Source organism: Pacificispira sp., from assembly GCF_965228185.1.
Taxonomy (GTDB): domain Bacteria; phylum Pseudomonadota; class Alphaproteobacteria; order UBA8366; family Aestuariispiraceae; genus Pacificispira.
The window spans coordinates 20,633-39,559 of the sequence record NZ_CBDDHE010000005.1 but is presented as its reverse complement, the minus strand read 5'-3'; the positions used below and the strand labels follow the sequence as shown (position 1 = coordinate 39,559).

Here is an 18,927-nt window from a genome sequence, read left to right as displayed (position 1 = left end):
CGGCATGGGAGAGACAGAGTGACCGAGACAGTCCTGACCCCGATTGCAACTTATGCCGAGACAGTGTCTGCCTTGGTGCGGGATGGGGTTTCGACCGATCGGGACGGGACGGCGGCATCGATCGATAACGGGCTTGCGACGGCCTGCCGCCTGCTGACGGAATTGAAGACCGACGGTGGGGTGTTGCGGATCGTCGGGAATGGCGGCAGCGCGGCCATCGCCAGCCATATGTCGGTCGATTTCTCAAAACGCGGTGGGATTGCCGCCGTCGCGCATAACGATGCGGGCATGCTGACCTGCCTGTCCAACGATCTGGGCTATGATCAGGTCTATGCCCATCAGATCGGCCTGCATGGCCGCACGGGCGACCTTTTGATCGCGATTTCCAGTTCCGGCCGTTCGGCCAACATCCTGAACGCCTGTAACAGCGCACGGGAAAAGGGGATGAAGATCGTCACCTTGAGCGGTTTCAAGCCCGACAATCCGCTGCGCGGGCTGGGCGACGTGAACTTCTATATCGCCAGCGAAGAATACGGTCCGGTTGAGCTAAGTCATATGATGCTGCTCTCGGCCGCCATAGATATGCTCCTGGGCTGGAACGGGCCCGGCACCTTGAAGGGCATCTGAAAAGGCGTATCGGACCGATGGAACTGAATACCGAGTTTCTGACTGACGAAGAACGGCGGCTGACTTCCGAATTTTTCGACAAAGGCTATGTCATCCGCGACGCGGAAGACCGCCCCGGTCTGGATCGGATCCAAACCCTGGTTGCGGGGATCGCGGCCGATCATCTTGGGTTGGACGCGCCCGCGGATCCGGGTGCGTTCCTGAACGACATTCATTCGCGCGTGACCGGCCAGACACTGAATGACCTGCGCCTGACTGTATTCAACCGAATGAACCAGCAGGAAGGCTTCCGCCGCGACTATTTCAGTCAGGCGCGCACCGTGCTGGGCATGTTGGTCGGTAATGAAATCGCGATGCAGCGCCGGGTAAACCTGTCGATCCAGATGCCGGATGACGACAGCTCGATCCTGCCTGTCCACGCCGACGTCCTGTCCGGCGATTCGCCTTACGAGGTGGTACAATGGACGCCCATGGTCGACTGCTATGGGACCAAGGCGATGTATATCCTGCCGCCGAAGCGCAATCAGGAAGTTCAGGATTCCCTGAAGAATTACCCCGATGCCGATGCCCTGATGGAGGATATCCGCGACGATCTGGTCTGGATCGAAATCGCTTACGGGCAGGTTATGGTCTTCAATCAGAACCTGCTGCACGGCAATGTCGTGAATGCGGAGCCGGAAACTCGGTGGAGCATGAATTGCCGCTACAAGGGCGTGTTCACGCCCTATGCCGACAAGCGGCTAGGCGAGTTTTTCGAACCGATCACCCTGCGGCCGGCCAGCGCGATCGGGATCGCCTATCAGCTCCCCGGAGGATTCCGTGATGCCTGAGGACAGGCTGAAGAACGATCCTCTGGAAGCGGCGCGCGGCTATATCTTCAGCCGCCCGATCGCCGGAGACCGGATCCCGCAGCATATTCAGAACCTGGTGAACCGCGATTTCGCATCGCGCCAGGGACTGCAGTTCAAACTCAGCACGACCGAATATGCGTCCGACAACTGCTATCTGATGCTGGATGCCGAGATATCCGCGATGTCCGAGCGGCAGGGCGTCATCCTATATTCACTTTTCATGCTGCCGCCCACCGAAGAGCATCGCCGGGACATCTACCGCCGGGTCCTGGAACGCGGCAGCGTCCTGTTCGCGGCGGTCGAGAATTACCGGATCGGGACGGCAGACGATGTCGACCGGGTGGAACGGGTCCTGCAATTGTGCCAGATACTGGCGCAGCGCGATACCGACGACATTGTCGGACGGTTGGCGCACGGCATACGCGCGGCCTGAATTCGGGCAGGTTCTAGGGGGAAGAATGCTTCAAGAAATCGATTTCGTTTCCGCGCTGCATAACAGCACCAAACGCGATTACGTTCAGCGCGTCGTGGAGTTCGACAAGGCCGAATGTGCGGCGGTGGCCAAACAGTTCGGCCGGGATTACTGGGACGGCGAACGGCAATACGGCTATGGCGGCTATCGCTATGACGGGCGCTGGTATCCGATCGCGGAGAAGATCGCGAAACATTACGGCATCAAGCCGGGCGACCGCATTCTCGATGTCGGCTGTGGCAAGGGCTATCTGCTCTATGAATTCACGCAAGCCGTCCCAGGCGTGGAAGTGCATGGGATCGATATCTCGCAATACGGTATCGACGATGCGAAGCCAGAAGTGCGTGACAATCTGATTCAGGGGCACGCCCGCGAACTTCCCTGGCCGGACGATCACTTCGACTTCGTGATCTCCTTCACCACGCTGCACAATCTGAAGATCATGGACCTGTTCAAATCGGTTCAGGAAATCGCGCGTGTCGGCAAGGGCGACAAGCAATACATCATGCTGGAATCCTATCGCAATGAACGCGAGAAGGTGAATCTGCTGTACTGGCAACTGACCTGCGAGAGCTTCTATTCGCCGGAGGAATGGCGTTGGATCTATGAGACCAACGGGTATACCGGGGATTACGGGTTCATCGTTTTCGAATAATCGCTTTTCATCGTCTATCCGGGGGACATTCCCAATGACCGCGACCGCGCGACCACTGCTTCTCAACGATTTTGACGCCGCGGCGTCCCGCAAGCGCTGCATGGGGTTCCGCCGGCGCATTCTGGACGTATCGCAGACCGTCACCGCGTTGCACATCGCGCCGGCCTTCTCGTGCATGGAAATCGCGGACACCGTCTATAACGGCCTGATGCGGCGTAAGGACGACGGATCGAGCGACGACGTCTTCCTGATGTCCAAGGGCCATGGCTGCATGGCGCAATACGCGATCCTGGAATATCTCGGTGTCCTGGCGAATGGCGAATTGGACCGGTACTGCACGGCCCATGGCGAATTGGGCGCGCATCCGGATTATGGCGTACCGGGGATCGAAGCCTCGACCGGCAGCCTGGGTCACGGTCTTGCCATGGCGGTCGGCATGGCGATCGCAGAGCGCAACAAGAGTCCGGCGCGACCGTCTATGCGATCCTGTCCGACGGTGAGATTCAGGAAGGGTCGACCTGGGAAGCGATCATGATGGCCTCCTCCCTGGGGCTGACCAATCTGGTCATGCTGGTCGACAACAACAACTTCCAGAGCCTGGGGCAGACGCATCTGACGCATCCCAGCTTCTATCCCCTGGACGACAAGTTCCGCGCCTTCCAATGGGAATGCGAGACGGTGAACGGCCACGATGCCGCCGCGATATTCCAGGCGGTCACCTCGCGCGAAGGGAAGGGGCCTTTCGCGCTGGTCTGCAAGACGACCAAGGGCAAGGGCGTTTCCTATATGGAAGGGGTGCCGATCTGGCATTACCGGTCGCCCAATCCGGACGAGTACAAGACCGCGCTCGACGAGCTGACGGAAATTTCAGGTTAATCAGGCTGGTCGTCGAGGAGCTACGAAGATGCGCAATCATTTCGCGGAAACGCTGTACGCCAAGGGCGTCGAAGACCCCCGCATCCATGTCGTCGTCGCCGATATCTCGCCGGCGGGCAGCATGGGCAAGTTCCGGGAAGAGTTTCCCGAACGCTTCATCAATACCGGTGTCGCCGAACAGGCCATGATCGGTATCTGTGCCGGTCTGGCGCTGAAGGGCATGCGGCCCTTCGCCTATACGATCGCGACCTTCAGCCTGTACCGGCCGTTTGAGATGGTCCGCGACGACCTGTGCTATCAGAACCTGCCGGTCACGGTGGTCGGCATCGGCGGCGGTGTGATCTATTCGACCCTGGGCGGCACGCATTATGCCCAGGAAGACGTCGCCATCGCCGCCTCCATCCCCAATATGACGGTCATCGCGCCCAGCGATCCGCTGGAAACCGTGGCCGCCACGGAATATTGCGCGACGGAGAGCCAGGGGCCGGTCTATCTGCGTCTCGGCAAGGCCGGGGAGCCGGTTCTGACGGAAGGGGCGGTCGATCCGTGGCGTTTCGGCAAGCTGCGCCGCATCCAGACCGGTGATGATGTGCTGATCCTTTCCTATGGCGTCACCATGCGCCACGCGTCCCAGGTTGCCCAGCGACTGCGCGATTCCGGCCGTTCGGTTTCCCTGGTCGCCGCCAGCACGCTGAAACCCTTCGACAAGGAAGGTGCCGCGGCCCTGATCAAGGCGCATAAGCATGTCATCGTCATCGAGGAGATGGTGCCGCGCGGCGGTCTGGCGTCCGAGATCAAGCAATTGGCCTGGGATATCGGCGCGACAGCACGAATCGACACCCATACGCTGAAGGACGAGTTCGTGCACTGCTATGGCAGCCACGACGATATCCTGGCGGAACATGGGATCAGCGTGGAAAAGATCGTCGCCCAGGCGGCCGCCTGATTGGCTCCTGGCGAGGGACTGACCTCGTTCGGGGCTATTGGATCGAAAGGTAGTTTTCGGAGACCCAACCGACCTGTTGGTCGATTTGGACGAGGCTCCAATCCCCCGCACGTTCAATGACGAAGCCGTGGTACTGGCCGGCGCTGAACTGGCCGACCACCGCGCAATCTGTGGTCGGGCAGCGCCGAATCCGCAGCGCATTTGCCTTGACCGAGATCGTCTTCATCGTCGGCAGGCTGCGTTCGTCATGGCGCGGCGGACGGTAGCGGCTGGTCAGGGTGAAGGCAGGGGGCTCACCGCCTACCATGTTTAAAAGGCGACCCCCGTGCAGCGGAAAGATGTTGAAGCCGATCGGGGCCTGAGCCCAGGCGACGAGCACGGGATTTTCGCATTGCGGCAGGTGCTCCGCCGCCAGAGTGGCCTTCCAACCGGCGGTTGTCAGGTTCATATGGACATTGTCCGCCACATCGGGCCGGGGGTCCTGAACGGTCGTGACACCGACAATCGTGTCACAGACGCTGAACAAGACGGTCGGCGTGCGCATGCCGAATTCGGAGTGCCCGGCCCACCCGGTCAATGTGATGACACTGTCGCGACGAAGATCGATGACCTGTTGTGCGGTGCGGTCCTCGTCGTCGACGACGATTCGGTCGATGAAGCCGGAATAGAAGGACACGGCGTTCCACTCCGATATCTTATACTGCAGCGCTGCCGGAACGGAATCGACCTGCCGGATTTGCGGCGGGGCCGCCGCCTGCTGCGCCGCCGCCGGCGCGCTGGTTTCCGCCTCCTGCGGTTGGCTGCCGTTTTGGGAAGCGTTGGGGATCTGGACGCTCGTACGGACTTTCTCCGGAGTTTCCTCCGGGGCGTCGCTAAAGATATACATGAAGCCGACAATGGTCAGAATGCCGGTCAGCGATGCCCCGAACATGCCGATCAAAAAATACGGAAAATTGCGCACCCTTCCCCCTGTCCAGCATATGGTTCAATTCCGTATGCCACCGCCTTCCCCACCGCGGTGATGGCGGAAAGTATGGCCGACTCCCACGTCCGCGCCAATCATTCTACCGTCGCGTCAGGTGTAGAACGCCCCTAACTTGCCAAGACGTGTATCGGTGCCAAGAGTGCGTCCGCCGACGGGGTGAAGGCGCGGGGCGAAAACCCGAAAGCGCGGGCCGCCGGTTCGTTATCCGCGACCTGATCCAGGTGCATCCGGTACAGCGCGCTCACAGTGGGATAAAGCGACGGCCGGATCAGCGATGCGGCGTGCATCACCTGCTCGAAGCCCGGAACCGTGACCAGCCGGGGCGGGCGGCCGATTGCCTCGCCTATGCGGTGGACCATTGCGCGATAGGGCAGTTGTTCGCCGCCTGCAATGTCGAAAGCCCGGCATTGTCCGTTCCCGCCAAAGGATGGATCGGACGCCGCTTCCAGTGCCAAGGTGGCGATGTCGTCGGCGTGAATCGGTTGGCGCAACCCGTCCGCCTGGCGGGGCAGCGGCAGCAGCGGGCTGCGGGCGATCATGCGGGCCAGACGGGCCACGTTTCCATCCATGCCCGCCCCATAGACCATGGTCGGTCGAAAAAGCGTCCCGGCGATCCGATGGTTGGCGCAGGCCTGCGAGAACTCTTGCTCCAGTCGGCGCAGCATGGCCGCCCTGACCGGATCGCCGAAAGGACGCGGCAGGTCGTGGTAGACCGCCGATGTCGATCCGAACGCAATTACCGATCGGCATTTCAAAGCAGCGGCCAAACGTGCGGCGTTCGGTGCGAATTGCGGCGGGCCGCAATGGATCAGCACATCCGCGCCGGCCATGGGCCCTTCCGTCAAACCGGGCGCAGGATGCTGCAGGTCGATCCCGGTCCACGTTTCCTGGGCGACCGGGGCCGCGAACTTGCGTCTGTGGAACCCTGCGAAGACCTGATGCTCCGCTTCCCCGGCCCGCCGCAGAACCCAATAGCCGATTTGACTGACCGCGGCGGTGACAACTATCTTCAACGCGTCATTCTCCACTGAAATCCCAGGCCAATATGGCATTCCGAAGATATGCGCCGCCAGCCTTTAACGTGCGCCGATTTCCCTTCCGGAAATGCGCCCTGGCATTGGCGCTCGGATGGCTTGGCGGCTGCTCCGGCATCGGGGAGGTCTATCGGGCGCCGGCGGTCCAGACGCATCATTCGCAAGGTGTCCCGCATGTCGCCGATACGGGGCAGGTGGTTCAATCCCCGATACCGGGGGCGAGCCGCGTTCAACGCGTCCTGTACCATGCTTTGGCCGGCCGCTTTCATGGCCGGGACTATGGACTGGAATCGGCACGCGATGCCGGGTTCACGGCCGTCCATCCTTGGGAAGGACAGGATCTGGAAGCGTTTTTGAATGCAGCACGTACGGCCGGATTGGCAACGGTTCCGCATTACCCGTCGGACGCCATTGCGGTGCGAGGGGACGAATTCGGCGTTCTCGCGTGGTATCTGGACGAAGAACCGACGCTTCGTTTCGCCCGCGACGCGCAGTCGGAGCTACGCCGCGAGTTCCGCGAAAGGCGTGCGGAACTTAAGACGCTCGATCCCTTACGCCCGGTATTCGCGCTGCTTGGACCGCCCTTGAGCCGGGTCCGGCCCCAATGGGACCATTGGGCCGCGGAAGGCGATCTGACCGCCCACGACAATTATGCCGTAAACGAGAAACTGACCCAATCGACCAATCCGGCGCGTCATGTCGCGCGTTCCGTCTCAATCGCCCGGGACCTGGTTCCGGAAGACCGCCCGGTCTGGTTTGTCATACAGGCATTCGCGTCGGAAGACCGCGGCTGGATCCTTCCGTCGGCGCATGAATACCGGGCCATGGCGATGGCGGCATTGATCCACGGCGCGTCGGGTATCGTCACCTTTGCGCAGGACAGTTTCGTCACCCGCGATGACGGCGTGTTAGGCATTTCCCCATCGCCAATCGCCGATTACGGAAAAGATCTGCCGGACTATAACGGCGACGGGAAGGCGCACCGTATCGCCCCCGAAGACGACCTTCGCGGGGCGGTGGCGCTGTGGGAGGCCGTTGCGGATTTCAATCATTACCTGACACGGTTGGATACGATCCCGCTTCTGCCGAACCGAACCGGTCTTATCGCCGTCTCCGCGCCCCCAACTGCGGGTCTCGACCATCCGGTTCGGGTCGCCGTCAAACAGAGGGACGGGGTGATCCATGTGCTGGCGGTCAATTTGTCAGATCAGGATGTGGAGGTTGATTTCAGGGCACTTGCATCGGTCCCGATGGCGCTGGAGTCGGACTGGCCCTATGGTCCCTATCGACGTGAAAGGTTGAGCGATGGCGCCTGGCGCGACACGATCGAACCAACGGGCGTCCGGGTCTACAGGTTGACGGATGACTGAAACCGATACGGCAAGCCGGCTTCGGATCGGCGCTGATGGGCCTCGGGCCGCGGCGGCTCTGGCTGCGATTGTGTTGCTGCCGCCGGTCTATGCGGTCACCGGCTTCGGCCTGTTCGATACCCTGCGGTCGGTCGGGCTAGGACCAATCTGGCAGGCCGTTCTGTTCGCTTGTATCACGCTCACCGGGCTTGCTCTCCTGCTGCGCCGGGCGGGAAGGGCGCATCTTTCGGGGCGACATGCGGCCGGGGCGGGGCTGTTGGTGGTCGCCGCAATCGCGGTGAATTGGGATTTTCCTGCCAAGTTCGTCCATGTACCGCAATATGCGGTTCTCGGAATGATCCTGGCGATCACATTGCGCCTGTCCCGCGATCGATGGACGGACGCTGCGTCGGCCTTGCTGGCAATCGGGCTCGCCTCTTTTTCGGACGAGCTGATCCAGGGTTACCTGTCCGCCAGAACCTTCGGCCTGGATGATCTGATCGTCGATATCGCGGCAGCGGGCGGTGGCTATCTGCTGTTGGCCAGCCCGCCGGAAGGGAAGGCGGCAGGTTTGTCCCGTTGCATCGATTTCCTGGTTTGCTGCATCGCGCCGGGACTTGCGGCTGTTGGGTTCCTTACCTTCGTGACCCAGCGTGCATCAGCCTTGAACGTCCCGCCGCCACCACAGGCCTTCGCGCCTTTGGCAGCGGCCGCCGCGGCGGCCCTGTTGTTTGCGGCTTTCCGGTGGGGGCGGGCCGGGGCAGATAATCGTGCGACTTTATTGGCGGCTCTGCTTGGCACGGCTGCTCTTGCATTGGTGGCGATCCATGGCGCGCTCTACAGTCTTCCGCTGGCTTTCCGGTAGCCTGGCCGCCGTTGCCGGTCTGACGGCCGTGGCGCTATTGGCGACGTCCAGCGATCACGCCGGCGGCAGTCCGCGCTACAACCTTATTCTCCTGACCGTCGAAAGCTTTCGGGCCGACGCGGTTTCCCCTGATCTGACACCGCGGCTGCTCGCGCTGCTGGACGAAAGCAACGGCGTCTATTTCAGAAACCATCGAAGCGTGTCGGCATGGACCGTCCCGAATGTTGTCGCCCTGTTAAGCGGCGTGCATCCGATACGCCAAGGCATCTTGTCGCGCGGGCACGGTTTGGCGGTGCAGCCGGAGAACGGGCTGACGGGTAGGGATGGCATCAACCTGGCAATGTCGAGCGTCCAGCCCTTCGCATTGATCGACTCCTATAGCGGGCTCGGCCTGGTGCGGGAACCGGGTGGGGAAATGCCCCTGGCCTTGGCGGCCATGGCACGGGCAACGAAACCACAGGGACTTTGGTACCATTATCTGGATACGCATCTGCCGCATCGTCCAACCCTTCCGGATGGGACACAGCCGGAGCCGGATACGCCTGAGTTCGATACCGCATTCGGCTTGCCGCCGCCCCAGGACGACCTGGAACGCACCCGGCGCCTTGCGGTTGCGACACAACCGGTCGTGCCGGTCGATCAATTTCGGTTTCCGGCTGGGGACCGGCAATGGGTCCAAGCCTTCTATCAGTCGGAGATCAGGGCGTTCGATCGCTGGTTCGAAGGGTTCTTCGATATGTTCCGGCGGACCGGGCTGGCCCGTAACACCGTTCTGGTGGTGACCGCGGACCACGGTGAGGAACTGGCGGAAGCGGGACGCGTCGGCCATGCATCCACAACCCGCGAGGGCGTCCTCAGCGATGCCGTCCTGAACGTGCCGATGATGATCTGGACGCCCGATTCCGGTCATCGCGCTGCGTTGCATGCCTGGTCGGAGAGCGGGGTGGTGACGGATCATGTCGATCTGGGCGGATCCCTCGCGGCGTTGCTGGGCGCGCAGATGACGACTTTTGGGGCGGCACCGGAAGTGCCGGTGGGTCTTCAGCCAAGGGACCTGACCGATAGCGTTGTCCCGGCGGCGCGTTATGCATTCACCTCGGCGGCGGGATTTGCCGAACCGGATCCGGAAATATCCGCCTACCTGCTACTGTCGCGGGAGGATGCGGCGGGGCGCCGGATCGTCCGCGTGGACTGGCGTGCGGTCGCGGACCGTGACGTGTCACTGGAAGACGAGTTCAAATCCGTTGCGGCGACACTTGCCCTACCGACCGCAACTGGAGGCGGCGCAGAGAATGTGGCAGTGAATAGCACCATCCGTTGGATCTGGCCTCGTCAGTCCGGCGAAGTGACGTACTCCGAGATTCGCGATCGCAGCCGGATCGAGTGGTCAGGTCCGGCCGATACGCGCTACGTTCTGGAATATGCTGCCGGAACGGGGGCGCTGCAGATGGCCGGCGAAATCGATGTTCAAGGCAATGGTTACGCGTTCGGAAAGGTCGACGAAGACTATTGGCGATCCTTTGTCGTCCCCTATGGGCAGGTCCGTTTTCGGGTGCGGGACCCGGCAAGCGGCACTGTGAGCGAATGGCTGACGGTGAGATTGAAGTAGTGATCCAGAAAACGCGCATCGTCTGGCTGATTGTTCTGCCGCTAATTGCGGTGTGGGGCGGGACGATTGTATCGCTTTGGAACGGCCCGTTCCTCGACGCGGACCGATATGCCGAAGCACGATACGCCAATCGTCTGATGGAAAGCGCGGGGGCGGGGGATACCGTGTCGTTGCGAGAGGAATCCGCGCTGGCATACTGGTCCTGTTATCCCGATGTGGCACAGGACGCGTATTTCGGCCGCGAAGGCCCCTTGAACCTATTGGGCGCGCGGGAGCATTTCGACCGTCATGGACGGGGGGAAGGCCGTATCTGGCCTATGACAGAGGATGATTGCAGCACGGCGGAAAGCGTCCAGTGAATAGAAATCGGCGACCTCAAATCATCCTAAGCAGAATCCGCGAGCGGAACCGACATTTCTAGAAGATTTACTAGCTCAACCTAAATCTACTGACATTTCTTGAATCTTTACTCCGAATCAGAATGCGAAATCGGACCGCCTGTAGAGGTGTTTTGGATGGTATGTCTCGCAATAGGAGCGGAATTCGCCCTGGCAGATGGACCCGATCGCGGTGCGGACGTACAGCTTTCATCGCCTCCGGGGAATTATTTGGCCTATGCCTCTAGTGCGTTGTATTTAAAAGAATAAAACATGTCTCGCCCGACCCTGGTGCGAGGTGCGCGCGGGGCGCGCGTGACCTATCGGCAACACATCCGCATTAACATCCGGTTCCGTGAATGAGAATGTGCCGAAAAAGGGGCGTTTTGTGTTGAATTGGATTCGGGGATTTGATACCTCCTCAATTGTAGAAGCGTTTGTTTCGATGACTGCCAGAAAGGCAGGTGTCGAAAGTCGCTCAACGCAAAAGTCTGACTTGGGGATAGCAATGAAGAAAATTTTCGGAGTCGTCATCGGTGCCGCGGTCATGGCAATGACCGCGTCGAACGCGATGGCGCAAAGCTCGGTCTCTGACGATCAGGGCCAGGCGAACAACCTCGTCACCACCTCGGTGACGCCGACCGTGTCGTCGACGACCGTGTCGATCATCAGCACGGGGATCAGCAACGCGATCTCGCTTCCAAGCCCGTCCTTTGGCGGTGGCGGTGGCGGTCCGATCATTCAAGGCGATGCAGGCCGCATGTTGTTCAACACGCGCGCTCTCGCCGGGGAAGGCGAAGCCGCCGGTAACGCGCCGCCGAAGATGGGTGTCTGGGTTCAGATGGCCAATACTTGGGTCGACGGCAGCGATCCGGGCGGTGAGTTCGAAGGCGACGCCCAGAACATCACGGCCGGGGTGGACTACAAGGTCACCGATAACGCGGTCGTCGGTGTCGCGGTCGGTTACGAGCTGACCGATATCGATACGACCTTCAACAACGGCACCTTCGAAGGCAACGGTATCACCGTGACGCCCTATGTCGGTGTGAACCTGAACAAGACCTGGTCGCTGTCGGCGCTGGTCAGCTACGGCGCGATCGAATACGACACGTCGTCGACGACCGCTGGAACCACCGGGTCCTTTGATGCGACGCGTCTGATGGGGTCGGCCGCCGTGGAAGGCAACATCTACCGCGATCGCCTGCGCATCTCGCCGAAGGTCTCGGTGATGTATCTGTCCGAAGAACAGGACGCCTACACGGACTCCGCCGGTACCGCGGTCAATTCGTCGACCATCGACCTGGGTCGTGCGGCCGCCGGTGCGACGCTTGGCTATCAGTTCGACGCGGTTGAGCCCTATGTCCGCGCCATGTTCGAATATGACTTCTCCAAGGAAGACCCGGTCAACCTGGGTGGCGGTCAGTTCTCCAGCGACGACAAGTTCGGTGTGAACGCTTCGCTTGGTGCCAATTTCGGTCTCGGCAGCAATCTGTCGGGTAACATCGAAGGCAATGCCAGCACGATCGGTCGCGAGAATCTGGACGTCTACACGATCAGCGGTCGCCTGCGCTACCAGTTCTGATCAGAGTAAATCCCTAAGTCAGAAGGAGGGGGTGGTTTCCGCCCCCTCCTTTTTGCGTTTAAAGTTCGTGTTGGGAATGGTCCATGGGGGGACCTGGGGGCGATGCAAGTTACTTGGTTCAAGAGTGAAAGCTTTCCCGCCACCGGCCGGGCGATCCTATGTGCGGCGCTGCTGTTGATCGCAGGCTGTGCCGGCCCCCTGTTCGGCGACGGTCTGGATCTGGCACGGGATGTCGGAACGCGCGCCGGCATGACGGAATTCCGCATTGATACCGGCGATTTCGTACTGACCGGGTTCCGGTCGAATCACCAAACGGCCCGAAAGCTGGCACTCTATATAGAAGGCGACGGCTACGCCTATGCCAGCCGCACCCAGCCTTCGGCAGACCCGACGCCGAAAGACCCGATCGGTTTACGGATTGCGGCCGTCGCGGCGCGTTATCCTCATCCGGATGTCGCAGTCGTCTATCTGGCCCGTCCCTGTCAGTATCTGCGCGGGGACGGCGATCAGAAACGCTGCAATGTGCTCCATTGGACCCTTCACCGTTTCGCGCCGGACGTCGTGGCCGCCTATCAGACGGCCCTGTCGACCTTGATGCGACAGTTCGGCGCAAGCTCGGTCGATCTTTATGGCTATTCGGGCGGCGGAACCGTCGCGGCTTTGTTGGCCGGCGCGACCGAAGGGGATGTGCGCTTGACGACCTTCGCGGCCGTCCTGGATCTCGACACCTGGGTCTCGGTTCGCCGTTTGACGCCACTGTCCGGCAGCTTGAACCCCGCCGAAACCCCAAGTTTGGCCAACATTCCGCAAACCCACTATATCGGTCAGGACGACGAGCGGGTGCCTTTGGAGATTGCCCAAAGCTATGTCAGTCGGATCGGCGGAAAGGCGGAAAACTCCCTGTTCTATGCACCGGATGTCGACCACGATTGCTGTTGGGACAGGTTCTGGGAATCCGGCTACGCCAAGCAGTAATCTCTCCATTGTCCGGTTGTAACCGCCGGTTGGCGGATGCCACCATGGTCAGGCCAAATTCTGTAGGAAAGTCCGAAGATGACACCGCCCCTGCGCGATGCCGATAGCGGGACCGGACAGGCGTTCCAAGCCCTGGCCTGCGCCGCCGTGGCGGTGATGCTCTTGTCGCCGTTCGGGGCGTTGCAGCCGTTTGAATGGGGGGCTTGGCGGCTGACCGCGGTGTCCATCTGGATGATGCATCTGGGGGGCGCACTGGCGTGCGGCGGCCTGGTATTGGCACTGGCACGCGGCGGTCCCGGCCTGGCCTTCCGTTCATTGCGAGGGCCTGGTTTCGCTCTATTCTGCGGGGGCCTTGCCCTGGCGGCCGGCGGGCTGCCCGGTGCGGTCAGCGCCGAGTTTCCGCTACTGGCCGTCGCCGGCACCTATCAATCCGGTCAAGGCCTGCTCTGGTTCATGCATTTTGCGGTCGCCGCCCTTCTTTTCTCGGTCCTGGTGGGGATCGATACATGGCGTCGCCTTCTCGACTGGGGCCTGCTTGCGGCGCTTGGCGGCCTGACTCTCGGCAGGATCGTCGACATGCTGATGCCGGAGACCGTCCTGTTCCTGCCTGGAGGGGATTCATACGCCTATCTGGCGGCGGCAGGAATCGCCGTGTCTCTGACCGGGCGCGGTTTAGCCGGGCAACTGAACTGCGCGATTCTGGGGATCTCCATTGTTCTAATGGCGGTGTCCGGCAATCTGGCGGCAATTGCCATTTCCGCCGGGCTGGCCCTGATGCTGACGCTTTTCCGTTTATCCCCATCGGTCGCCCATGGAATGCGGTTCTTCGCTAACCCGCTGGCGGCGACCGGTCTGCTTGCCAGTACCATTCTTGCACCGGTTGCGCTGCTGTTTGCGATGCCGTCGGATTTTGTGCCGGCATCCCTGCAATCGCGGGTCCTTATTCATGAATTGTCCTGGGCGGTGCTGCAGGATTCGAGCCTGGCCCAGTTGGCGTTGGGGCGCGGCTGGGGCCATGTTCAGGCGGCATATTATTCTAACTTTCTCGCCGCGGATTATCCCGTTTATCGGCAGGAATGGGACTTTGTCTGGCGGGATATATTCCACAGCCACAATGCGGCGGTTGAAACGCTGTTGTCCGCGGGAGTGCTGGGGCTGACCGTTCATGTCATCGTGTTTGTGACCGCAATTCGGTATGCCGCGCGCGCGCAGAGGGGGGCATTGTGGTTCCTGCTGTTATTCTATCTGGCAATGGGGGGGCTTTGGTTCGAGTTCAGCTTCGCGCTTCCGTTCCTCGCCTTGGCGGCGGTCTGCTGCATCGTTCCGGATCGACCTGGCTCGGATCAACCGGAACCTGCGCAGAAGACGATCCCGGCAGGGCGCCGGGTGGCCTGTATGGCGGCTATGGCGGCAATGGCTGTTCTATTCGCGGTGACCTTCACTCGGTTGGCGGCTTTCGACATTGCCGTGACGGCGCATAAGTATGACCAGATTGCAGAGACGCCGGAACACGCTTTGCGGTTCGATGCGTTTCCGCGCGATCCGCGAGGATCCTATTTCGTCGAATCCATCCTGATGCGGGAGATCTGGCGGAAGCGGGAGCGGCTGCGCGACAGCCGGGACTGGCAGGATGATGCGCTGCTGGCGCGGGCGCTCCTGGAGCGGACGGAAACGGTGCGGAGTTCGACCGCCGCGGCGCCCATGCTTCTGGTCGGCCTATCCGTTCTCAACGATCTCGCCTTCTATCAAGGCGCGGCAATGCAACAGATTGCCGTGGAAAATGTGAATTTGTGGCGTGCGCTCGTCGAACGACATTGGGCCTTGGAACCGAAACGAACCGACGTCTCCGTCGGCTATTTCGAGCTTCTGAAGCAAGCAGGGGCGTTTGACCGGTTGGCGGCCGAAACCGCGCAAAGACTGCAGCAGAACCCGGACGACCCGGTCGCTGTATATTACGCGGCGCTTGCATCCCTGCATAAGGTTCCGGCAGAACGGAACCGCGACGCGATGCGCTCGATCCTGCGTGCAATCGATTTGGGGCTGGACCTGATCCTGCCCATCGACCCACAGTTCGAAGCGGATTTGCGGCGCGACTATGGTGACGGGGCGGCGGGAGGCACGGCGGCACCGGTGCCGCAAGATTGAGGGGGGCAGATCGGATGGCCGTCCGCAAGGACACGGCGGTTTCCGTCATTATCGTGAACTACAATGCCGGCCACTATCTGCTGGACGCCGTGCAGAGCGTCCTGGCCCAGACCCGCGTCGACCTGGAAGTGATTGTCGTCGACAACGCGTCGACGGACGACAGCCTGGCGGCAATCCGCACGCTGTCCAACGACCGCCGCACCATCACAATTGTCGAGGTCGGCTATAATTCCGGCTTCGCCCATGGCTGCAATGCCGGGCTGAAGGCCGCGTCGGGCAGGCATATCCTGTTCTTGAATCCGGATTGCGTCCTGTCGGCCAACAGCGTGTCGCGCCTGAGCCGGTTCCTGGAGAAGAACGCCAAAGCCAGCATGGTCGGTCCGCTTATCCTCGGCCCCGACGGACGCGAGCAGGCGGGGTGCCGTCGGGACATCCCATCCCCCTTTCAGGTCGGCTGCGTCCTGTTAGGCATTCACAAATTGTTGCCGAACCACCCGCGCTTCCGGCATTTCAATCACACCCAGCGCCCCCTGCCGAAAGGGGCGACCATCGTTCAGGCCGTTTCCGGTGCCTGCATGATGGTCCGGGCGGCCGATTTGAAGAAGTTCGGTGCCTTCGACGAAAGCTATTTCCTGCATTTCGAAGATATCGATCTATGCCTGCGCCTCACCCAGGATGGGCGCGACATCTTCTTCCTGCCGACGGTCGAGGTCCTGCACCATAAGGGTGTCAGCTCGCAGCACCGGCCGGTCTTCGTCAACTGGCACAAGCACCGGTCTCTGATCCGCTTCTTTCGCAAGAATTTCTGGGAGTTCTATCCCAAAGCGGTTCTGGCCGGCCTATCGGCGATCATCTACCTGCATTTCCTGGCGACCGTCCCACTCGCCCTCCTGCCGCGCCGCCGCCGTACCAGCGTCTCCGGCTGGGACATCCTGACGGACGGGAATACGGATTGACGGGGTCGGGCTTCGGCGCTTCGAAATCACGGGTATGCCCTTGAATGGCGGGGTGCATCTGGTGTTCGTTTCGCTTGCCGGTCTAATCTTGCAGTGAGTGCAACTGTTCGTCGCGGTTCACGTATAGAGCCTGTTCAGAAAGTTCCGAGAGTGGGCTGGCTTTGCAAGAGACAGGGGATGCGGAGCACAGTACCCGGGCGGAGCCTTCTCCGCCCGGGCACGTTTACACTTACGCGACGAGATCGAAACGATCCGCATTCATGACCTTGGTCCAGGCCGCGACGAAATCCCGGATGAATTTATCCTGGTTGTCGTCCTGGGCGTAGACTTCGGCATAGGCCCGCAGGATCGAATTCGACCCGAAGACCAGATCGGTGCTTGTGGCGGTCCACTTGACCGCGCCCGACTTCCGATCGCGGATCTCATAGGTGCCGCCTTTCACCGGGTGCCAGCTATAGGCCATGTCGGTCAGATTGACGAAGAAGTCGTTCGTCAACTGACCGACCCGGTCGGTGAAGACGCCATGCTTCGAGCCGCCGTGATTGACACCGAGGACCCGCAGACCGCCGACCAATACGGTCATCTCCGCGGCCGTCAGACCGAGAAGCTGCGCCCGGTCGAGCATCAGCTCTTCGGGGGCAACGGCATAGCGTTCCTTCTGCCAGTTCCGGAACCCGTCGGCGATGGGCTCCAGCACGTCGAAGGACTCAGCGTCCGTCTGGGCTTCGGTGGCGTCCCCACGGCCCGGCGAGAACGGCACGTCGGCCTTGGCACCGGCGGCTTTGATCGCCTGCTCCAGCCCGACGGTGCCGCCCAGGACGATGACGTCGGCAATCGACGCACCGGCCGCGGCCGCGATCGGTTCCAGCACGCCCAGGACTTTCGCCAGGCGGGCCGGCTCATTGCCTTCCCAATCCTTTTGCGGGGCCAGTCGGATATGCGCACCATTCGCGCCGCCGCGTTTGTCGGACCCACGGAACGTCCGGGCGCTGTCCCAGGCGGTGGCAATCAGTTCGGCCGGAGACAAGCCGCTTCCGGCGATCTTGGCCTTCACCGCTGCGACGTCGTATTGGGTGTTGCCGGCCGGGACCGGGTCCTGCCAGATCAAGTCTTCGGACGGGACGTCGGGACCGTAATAGTTCACCTTCGGACCCATATCGCGGTGGGTCAGCTTGAACCAGGCGCGGGCGAACGTATCCGCGAAGTAATCGGGATCGGCCATGAATTTCTGGCAGATCTCGTTGTAGATCGGGTCGACCTTCATCGCCATGTCGGCGTCGGTCATGATCGGATTGCGGCGGATCGACGGATCTGTCGGATCGACCGGCTTCTGGTCTTCCGGCATGTCGACCGGTTCCCATTGCCAGGCGCCGGCGGGGGATTTCTTCAGCTCCCATTCATAGTTGAACAGGTATTCGAAGTAGCCCATGTCCCACTGCGTCGGGTTCTTGGTCCAGGCGCCTTCCAGGCCGGAGGTATGAGCGTTGGTCGCCTTGCCGTCCAGCGCCGGATTGGCCCAGCCGAAGCCCTGCTGATCGATCGGCGCGGCTTCCGGTTCCGGGCCGATATCCTTGCCACGACCATGGGCCTTGCCGACCGTGTGGCCGCCGCAGGTCAGAGCCGCCGTTTCCTCGTCATTCATGGCCATGCGGGAGAAGGTTTCACGCACATATTTGGCCGTCATGGTCGGGTTGGGCTGTCCGTTGACGCCTTCCGGGTTCACATAGATCAGGCCCATATGGATGGCCGCCAGCGGATTGAACAGCGTGGACGCGTCTTCCAGGTCCTCGTGGCGGTTTTCGCTCGCCGCCAGCCATTCGGTTTCGGCACCCCAGTAGACGTCCTGCTCCGGGCCCCAGATGTCTTCACGGCCGAAACCGAAGCCGAAGGTCTTCAGACCCATGGATTCATAGGCCATGTTGCCGGCCAGGATGATCAGGTCCGCCCAGGACAGCGCGTTGCCGTATTTCTTCTTTACCGGCCACAGTAGGCGGCGGGCCTTGTCGAGGTTGCCGTTGTCGGGCCAGCTGTTGAGCGGCGCGAAACGGATGTTGCCGGAACCGGCGCCGCCCCGGCCGTCGCCCATGCGATAGGAACCGGCCGAATGCCAGGCCAGGCGGATCATCAGACCGCCATAGTGACCCCAATCCGCCGGCCACCATTCCTGGCTTTCGGTCATCAGGGCTTTGACGTCCGCCTTGACGGCTTCGTAGTCGAGCGCCTTGACCGCGTCCCGGTGATTGTAGTCGGGGTCCATCGGATTGGTCCGGGCACCGTGTTGGTGCAGGATGTCCAGATTGAGTGCGCGCGGCCACCATTTCGTGACCGAGGCGCCGGACGACGTATTACCACCGTGTGCGACGGGGCAGCCTGAGGGGATGTTGTTTCCGTCCATAACGATCTCCTTGCTTGATCGGGTTATGTTTGGACGTCGGAAGGGGGAGGTGACCCCGGTCCCGGCCGTCGCAGGTTGTTCCAAATTGGTGCCGGCTGAAACTGAACCGCCGGGTCACGCTTTCGACCTTTTCGCAGTTTATACTCATTCTAAACTAGGTCAATTGCTTTTTATAGCTATTCTAAACTAGATCGGAGATGCGCGTTTTAAAGATCGGGAAAGAACGAA

Annotated in this window: 18 protein-coding genes; 15 read left to right on the top strand and 3 right to left on the bottom strand. The window is 61.4% G+C overall.

Going from position 1 to position 18,927, the window contains the following annotated elements:
- Positions 1-18: 18 nt before the first annotated feature.
- From ACO06O_RS10430 to ACO06O_RS10400, 7 genes are read left to right on the top strand one after another with little or no spacing between them, the layout of a single operon-like run.
- Entirely contained in the window at positions 19-627 is a 609-nt protein-coding gene (locus ACO06O_RS10430) for an SIS domain-containing protein (protein WP_421879200.1), read from the top strand.
- Between the two features lie 17 nt (positions 628-644).
- Positions 645-1,457 carry a sporadic carbohydrate cluster 2OG-Fe(II) oxygenase gene (locus ACO06O_RS10425; RefSeq protein WP_421879197.1) on the top strand — a complete coding sequence of 271 codons (813 nt, stop codon included), beginning with the start codon at positions 645-647 and terminating at the stop codon, positions 1,455-1,457.
- Positions 1,450-1,911, top strand: coding sequence for an LIC12192 family sporadic carbohydrate cluster protein (locus tag ACO06O_RS10420; RefSeq protein ID WP_421879194.1), 462 nt, complete (start codon positions 1,450-1,452; stop codon positions 1,909-1,911). Before ACO06O_RS10425 ends, ACO06O_RS10420 begins: the two co-directional genes overlap by 8 nt.
- A 25-nt stretch (positions 1,912-1,936) precedes the next feature.
- Positions 1,937-2,605 carry a class I SAM-dependent methyltransferase gene (locus ACO06O_RS10415; protein ID WP_421879191.1) on the top strand — a complete coding sequence of 223 codons (669 nt, stop codon included), beginning with the start codon at positions 1,937-1,939 and terminating at the stop codon, positions 2,603-2,605.
- A 34-nt stretch (positions 2,606-2,639) separates the two neighbouring features.
- The gene (locus ACO06O_RS10410) at positions 2,640-3,140 is read left to right on the top strand and encodes a hypothetical protein (protein WP_421879188.1); all 501 of its coding nucleotides are present in this window, start codon (positions 2,640-2,642) and stop codon (positions 3,138-3,140) included.
- Complete coding sequence (locus ACO06O_RS10405; RefSeq protein ID WP_421879426.1) at positions 3,089-3,481, top strand: hypothetical protein; 393 nt, start codon at positions 3,089-3,091, stop codon at positions 3,479-3,481. Before ACO06O_RS10410 ends, ACO06O_RS10405 begins: the two co-directional genes overlap by 52 nt.
- Positions 3,482-3,509: 28 nt before the next feature.
- The gene (locus tag ACO06O_RS10400) at positions 3,510-4,427 is read left to right on the top strand and encodes a transketolase family protein (RefSeq protein WP_421879185.1); all 918 of its coding nucleotides are present in this window, start codon (positions 3,510-3,512) and stop codon (positions 4,425-4,427) included.
- Between the two features lie 34 nt (positions 4,428-4,461).
- Here ACO06O_RS10400 and ACO06O_RS10395 read toward each other — a convergent pair whose 3' ends face one another.
- Both ACO06O_RS10395 and ACO06O_RS10390 read right to left on the bottom strand, forming a co-directional pair.
- Complete coding sequence (locus tag ACO06O_RS10395) at positions 4,462-5,388, bottom strand: SH3 domain-containing protein (RefSeq protein ID WP_421879183.1); 927 nt, start codon at positions 5,386-5,388, stop codon at positions 4,462-4,464.
- A gap of 131 nt (positions 5,389-5,519) precedes the next feature.
- Positions 5,520-6,425 (bottom strand): NAD-dependent epimerase/dehydratase family protein, encoded by a 906-nt coding sequence (locus ACO06O_RS10390; RefSeq protein ID WP_421879180.1) that lies wholly within the window; start codon positions 6,423-6,425, stop codon positions 5,520-5,522.
- A gap of 32 nt (positions 6,426-6,457) precedes the next feature.
- Here ACO06O_RS10390 and ACO06O_RS10385 point away from each other — a divergent pair, with 32 nt between their 5' ends.
- The 8 genes from ACO06O_RS10385 (at position 6,458) to ACO06O_RS10350 (ending at position 16,304) form a co-directional block, all read left to right on the top strand.
- Complete coding sequence (locus ACO06O_RS10385; RefSeq protein ID WP_421879176.1) at positions 6,458-7,816, top strand: hypothetical protein; 1,359 nt, start codon at positions 6,458-6,460, stop codon at positions 7,814-7,816.
- Positions 7,809-8,660 carry a VanZ family protein gene (locus tag ACO06O_RS10380; protein ID WP_421879173.1) on the top strand — a complete coding sequence of 284 codons (852 nt, stop codon included), beginning with the start codon at positions 7,809-7,811 and terminating at the stop codon, positions 8,658-8,660. The genes ACO06O_RS10385 and ACO06O_RS10380 overlap by 8 nt, the downstream gene beginning before the upstream one ends.
- On the top strand, positions 8,623-10,269 hold the full coding sequence (locus ACO06O_RS10375) for a sulfatase-like hydrolase/transferase (protein WP_421879170.1): 1,647 nt from the start codon (positions 8,623-8,625) through the stop codon (positions 10,267-10,269). The genes ACO06O_RS10380 and ACO06O_RS10375 overlap by 38 nt, the downstream gene beginning before the upstream one ends.
- Complete coding sequence (locus ACO06O_RS10370; protein ID WP_421879167.1) at positions 10,269-10,628, top strand: hypothetical protein; 360 nt, start codon at positions 10,269-10,271, stop codon at positions 10,626-10,628. Before ACO06O_RS10375 ends, ACO06O_RS10370 begins: the two co-directional genes overlap by 1 nt.
- Positions 10,629-11,154: 526 nt before the next feature.
- A complete protein-coding gene (locus tag ACO06O_RS10365; RefSeq protein WP_421879163.1) occupies positions 11,155-12,228 on the top strand; it encodes an autotransporter outer membrane beta-barrel domain-containing protein in 1,074 nt (357 codons plus the stop codon).
- Positions 12,229-12,330: 102 nt separating this feature from the next.
- Positions 12,331-13,203, top strand: coding sequence for an alpha/beta fold hydrolase (locus ACO06O_RS10360; RefSeq protein ID WP_421879160.1), 873 nt, complete (start codon positions 12,331-12,333; stop codon positions 13,201-13,203).
- Between the two features lie 78 nt (positions 13,204-13,281).
- A complete protein-coding gene (locus ACO06O_RS10355) occupies positions 13,282-15,348 on the top strand; it encodes a hypothetical protein (protein WP_421879157.1) in 2,067 nt (688 codons plus the stop codon).
- Positions 15,349-15,362: 14 nt separating this feature from the next.
- Positions 15,363-16,304, top strand: coding sequence for a glycosyltransferase family 2 protein (locus tag ACO06O_RS10350; RefSeq protein ID WP_421879154.1), 942 nt, complete (start codon positions 15,363-15,365; stop codon positions 16,302-16,304).
- 229 nt (positions 16,305-16,533) lie between these two features.
- Here ACO06O_RS10350 and katG read toward each other — a convergent pair whose 3' ends face one another.
- A complete protein-coding gene (gene katG, locus ACO06O_RS10345; protein ID WP_421879151.1) occupies positions 16,534-18,699 on the bottom strand; it encodes a catalase/peroxidase HPI in 2,166 nt (721 codons plus the stop codon).
- Between the last annotated feature and the right edge of the window lie 228 nt (positions 18,700-18,927).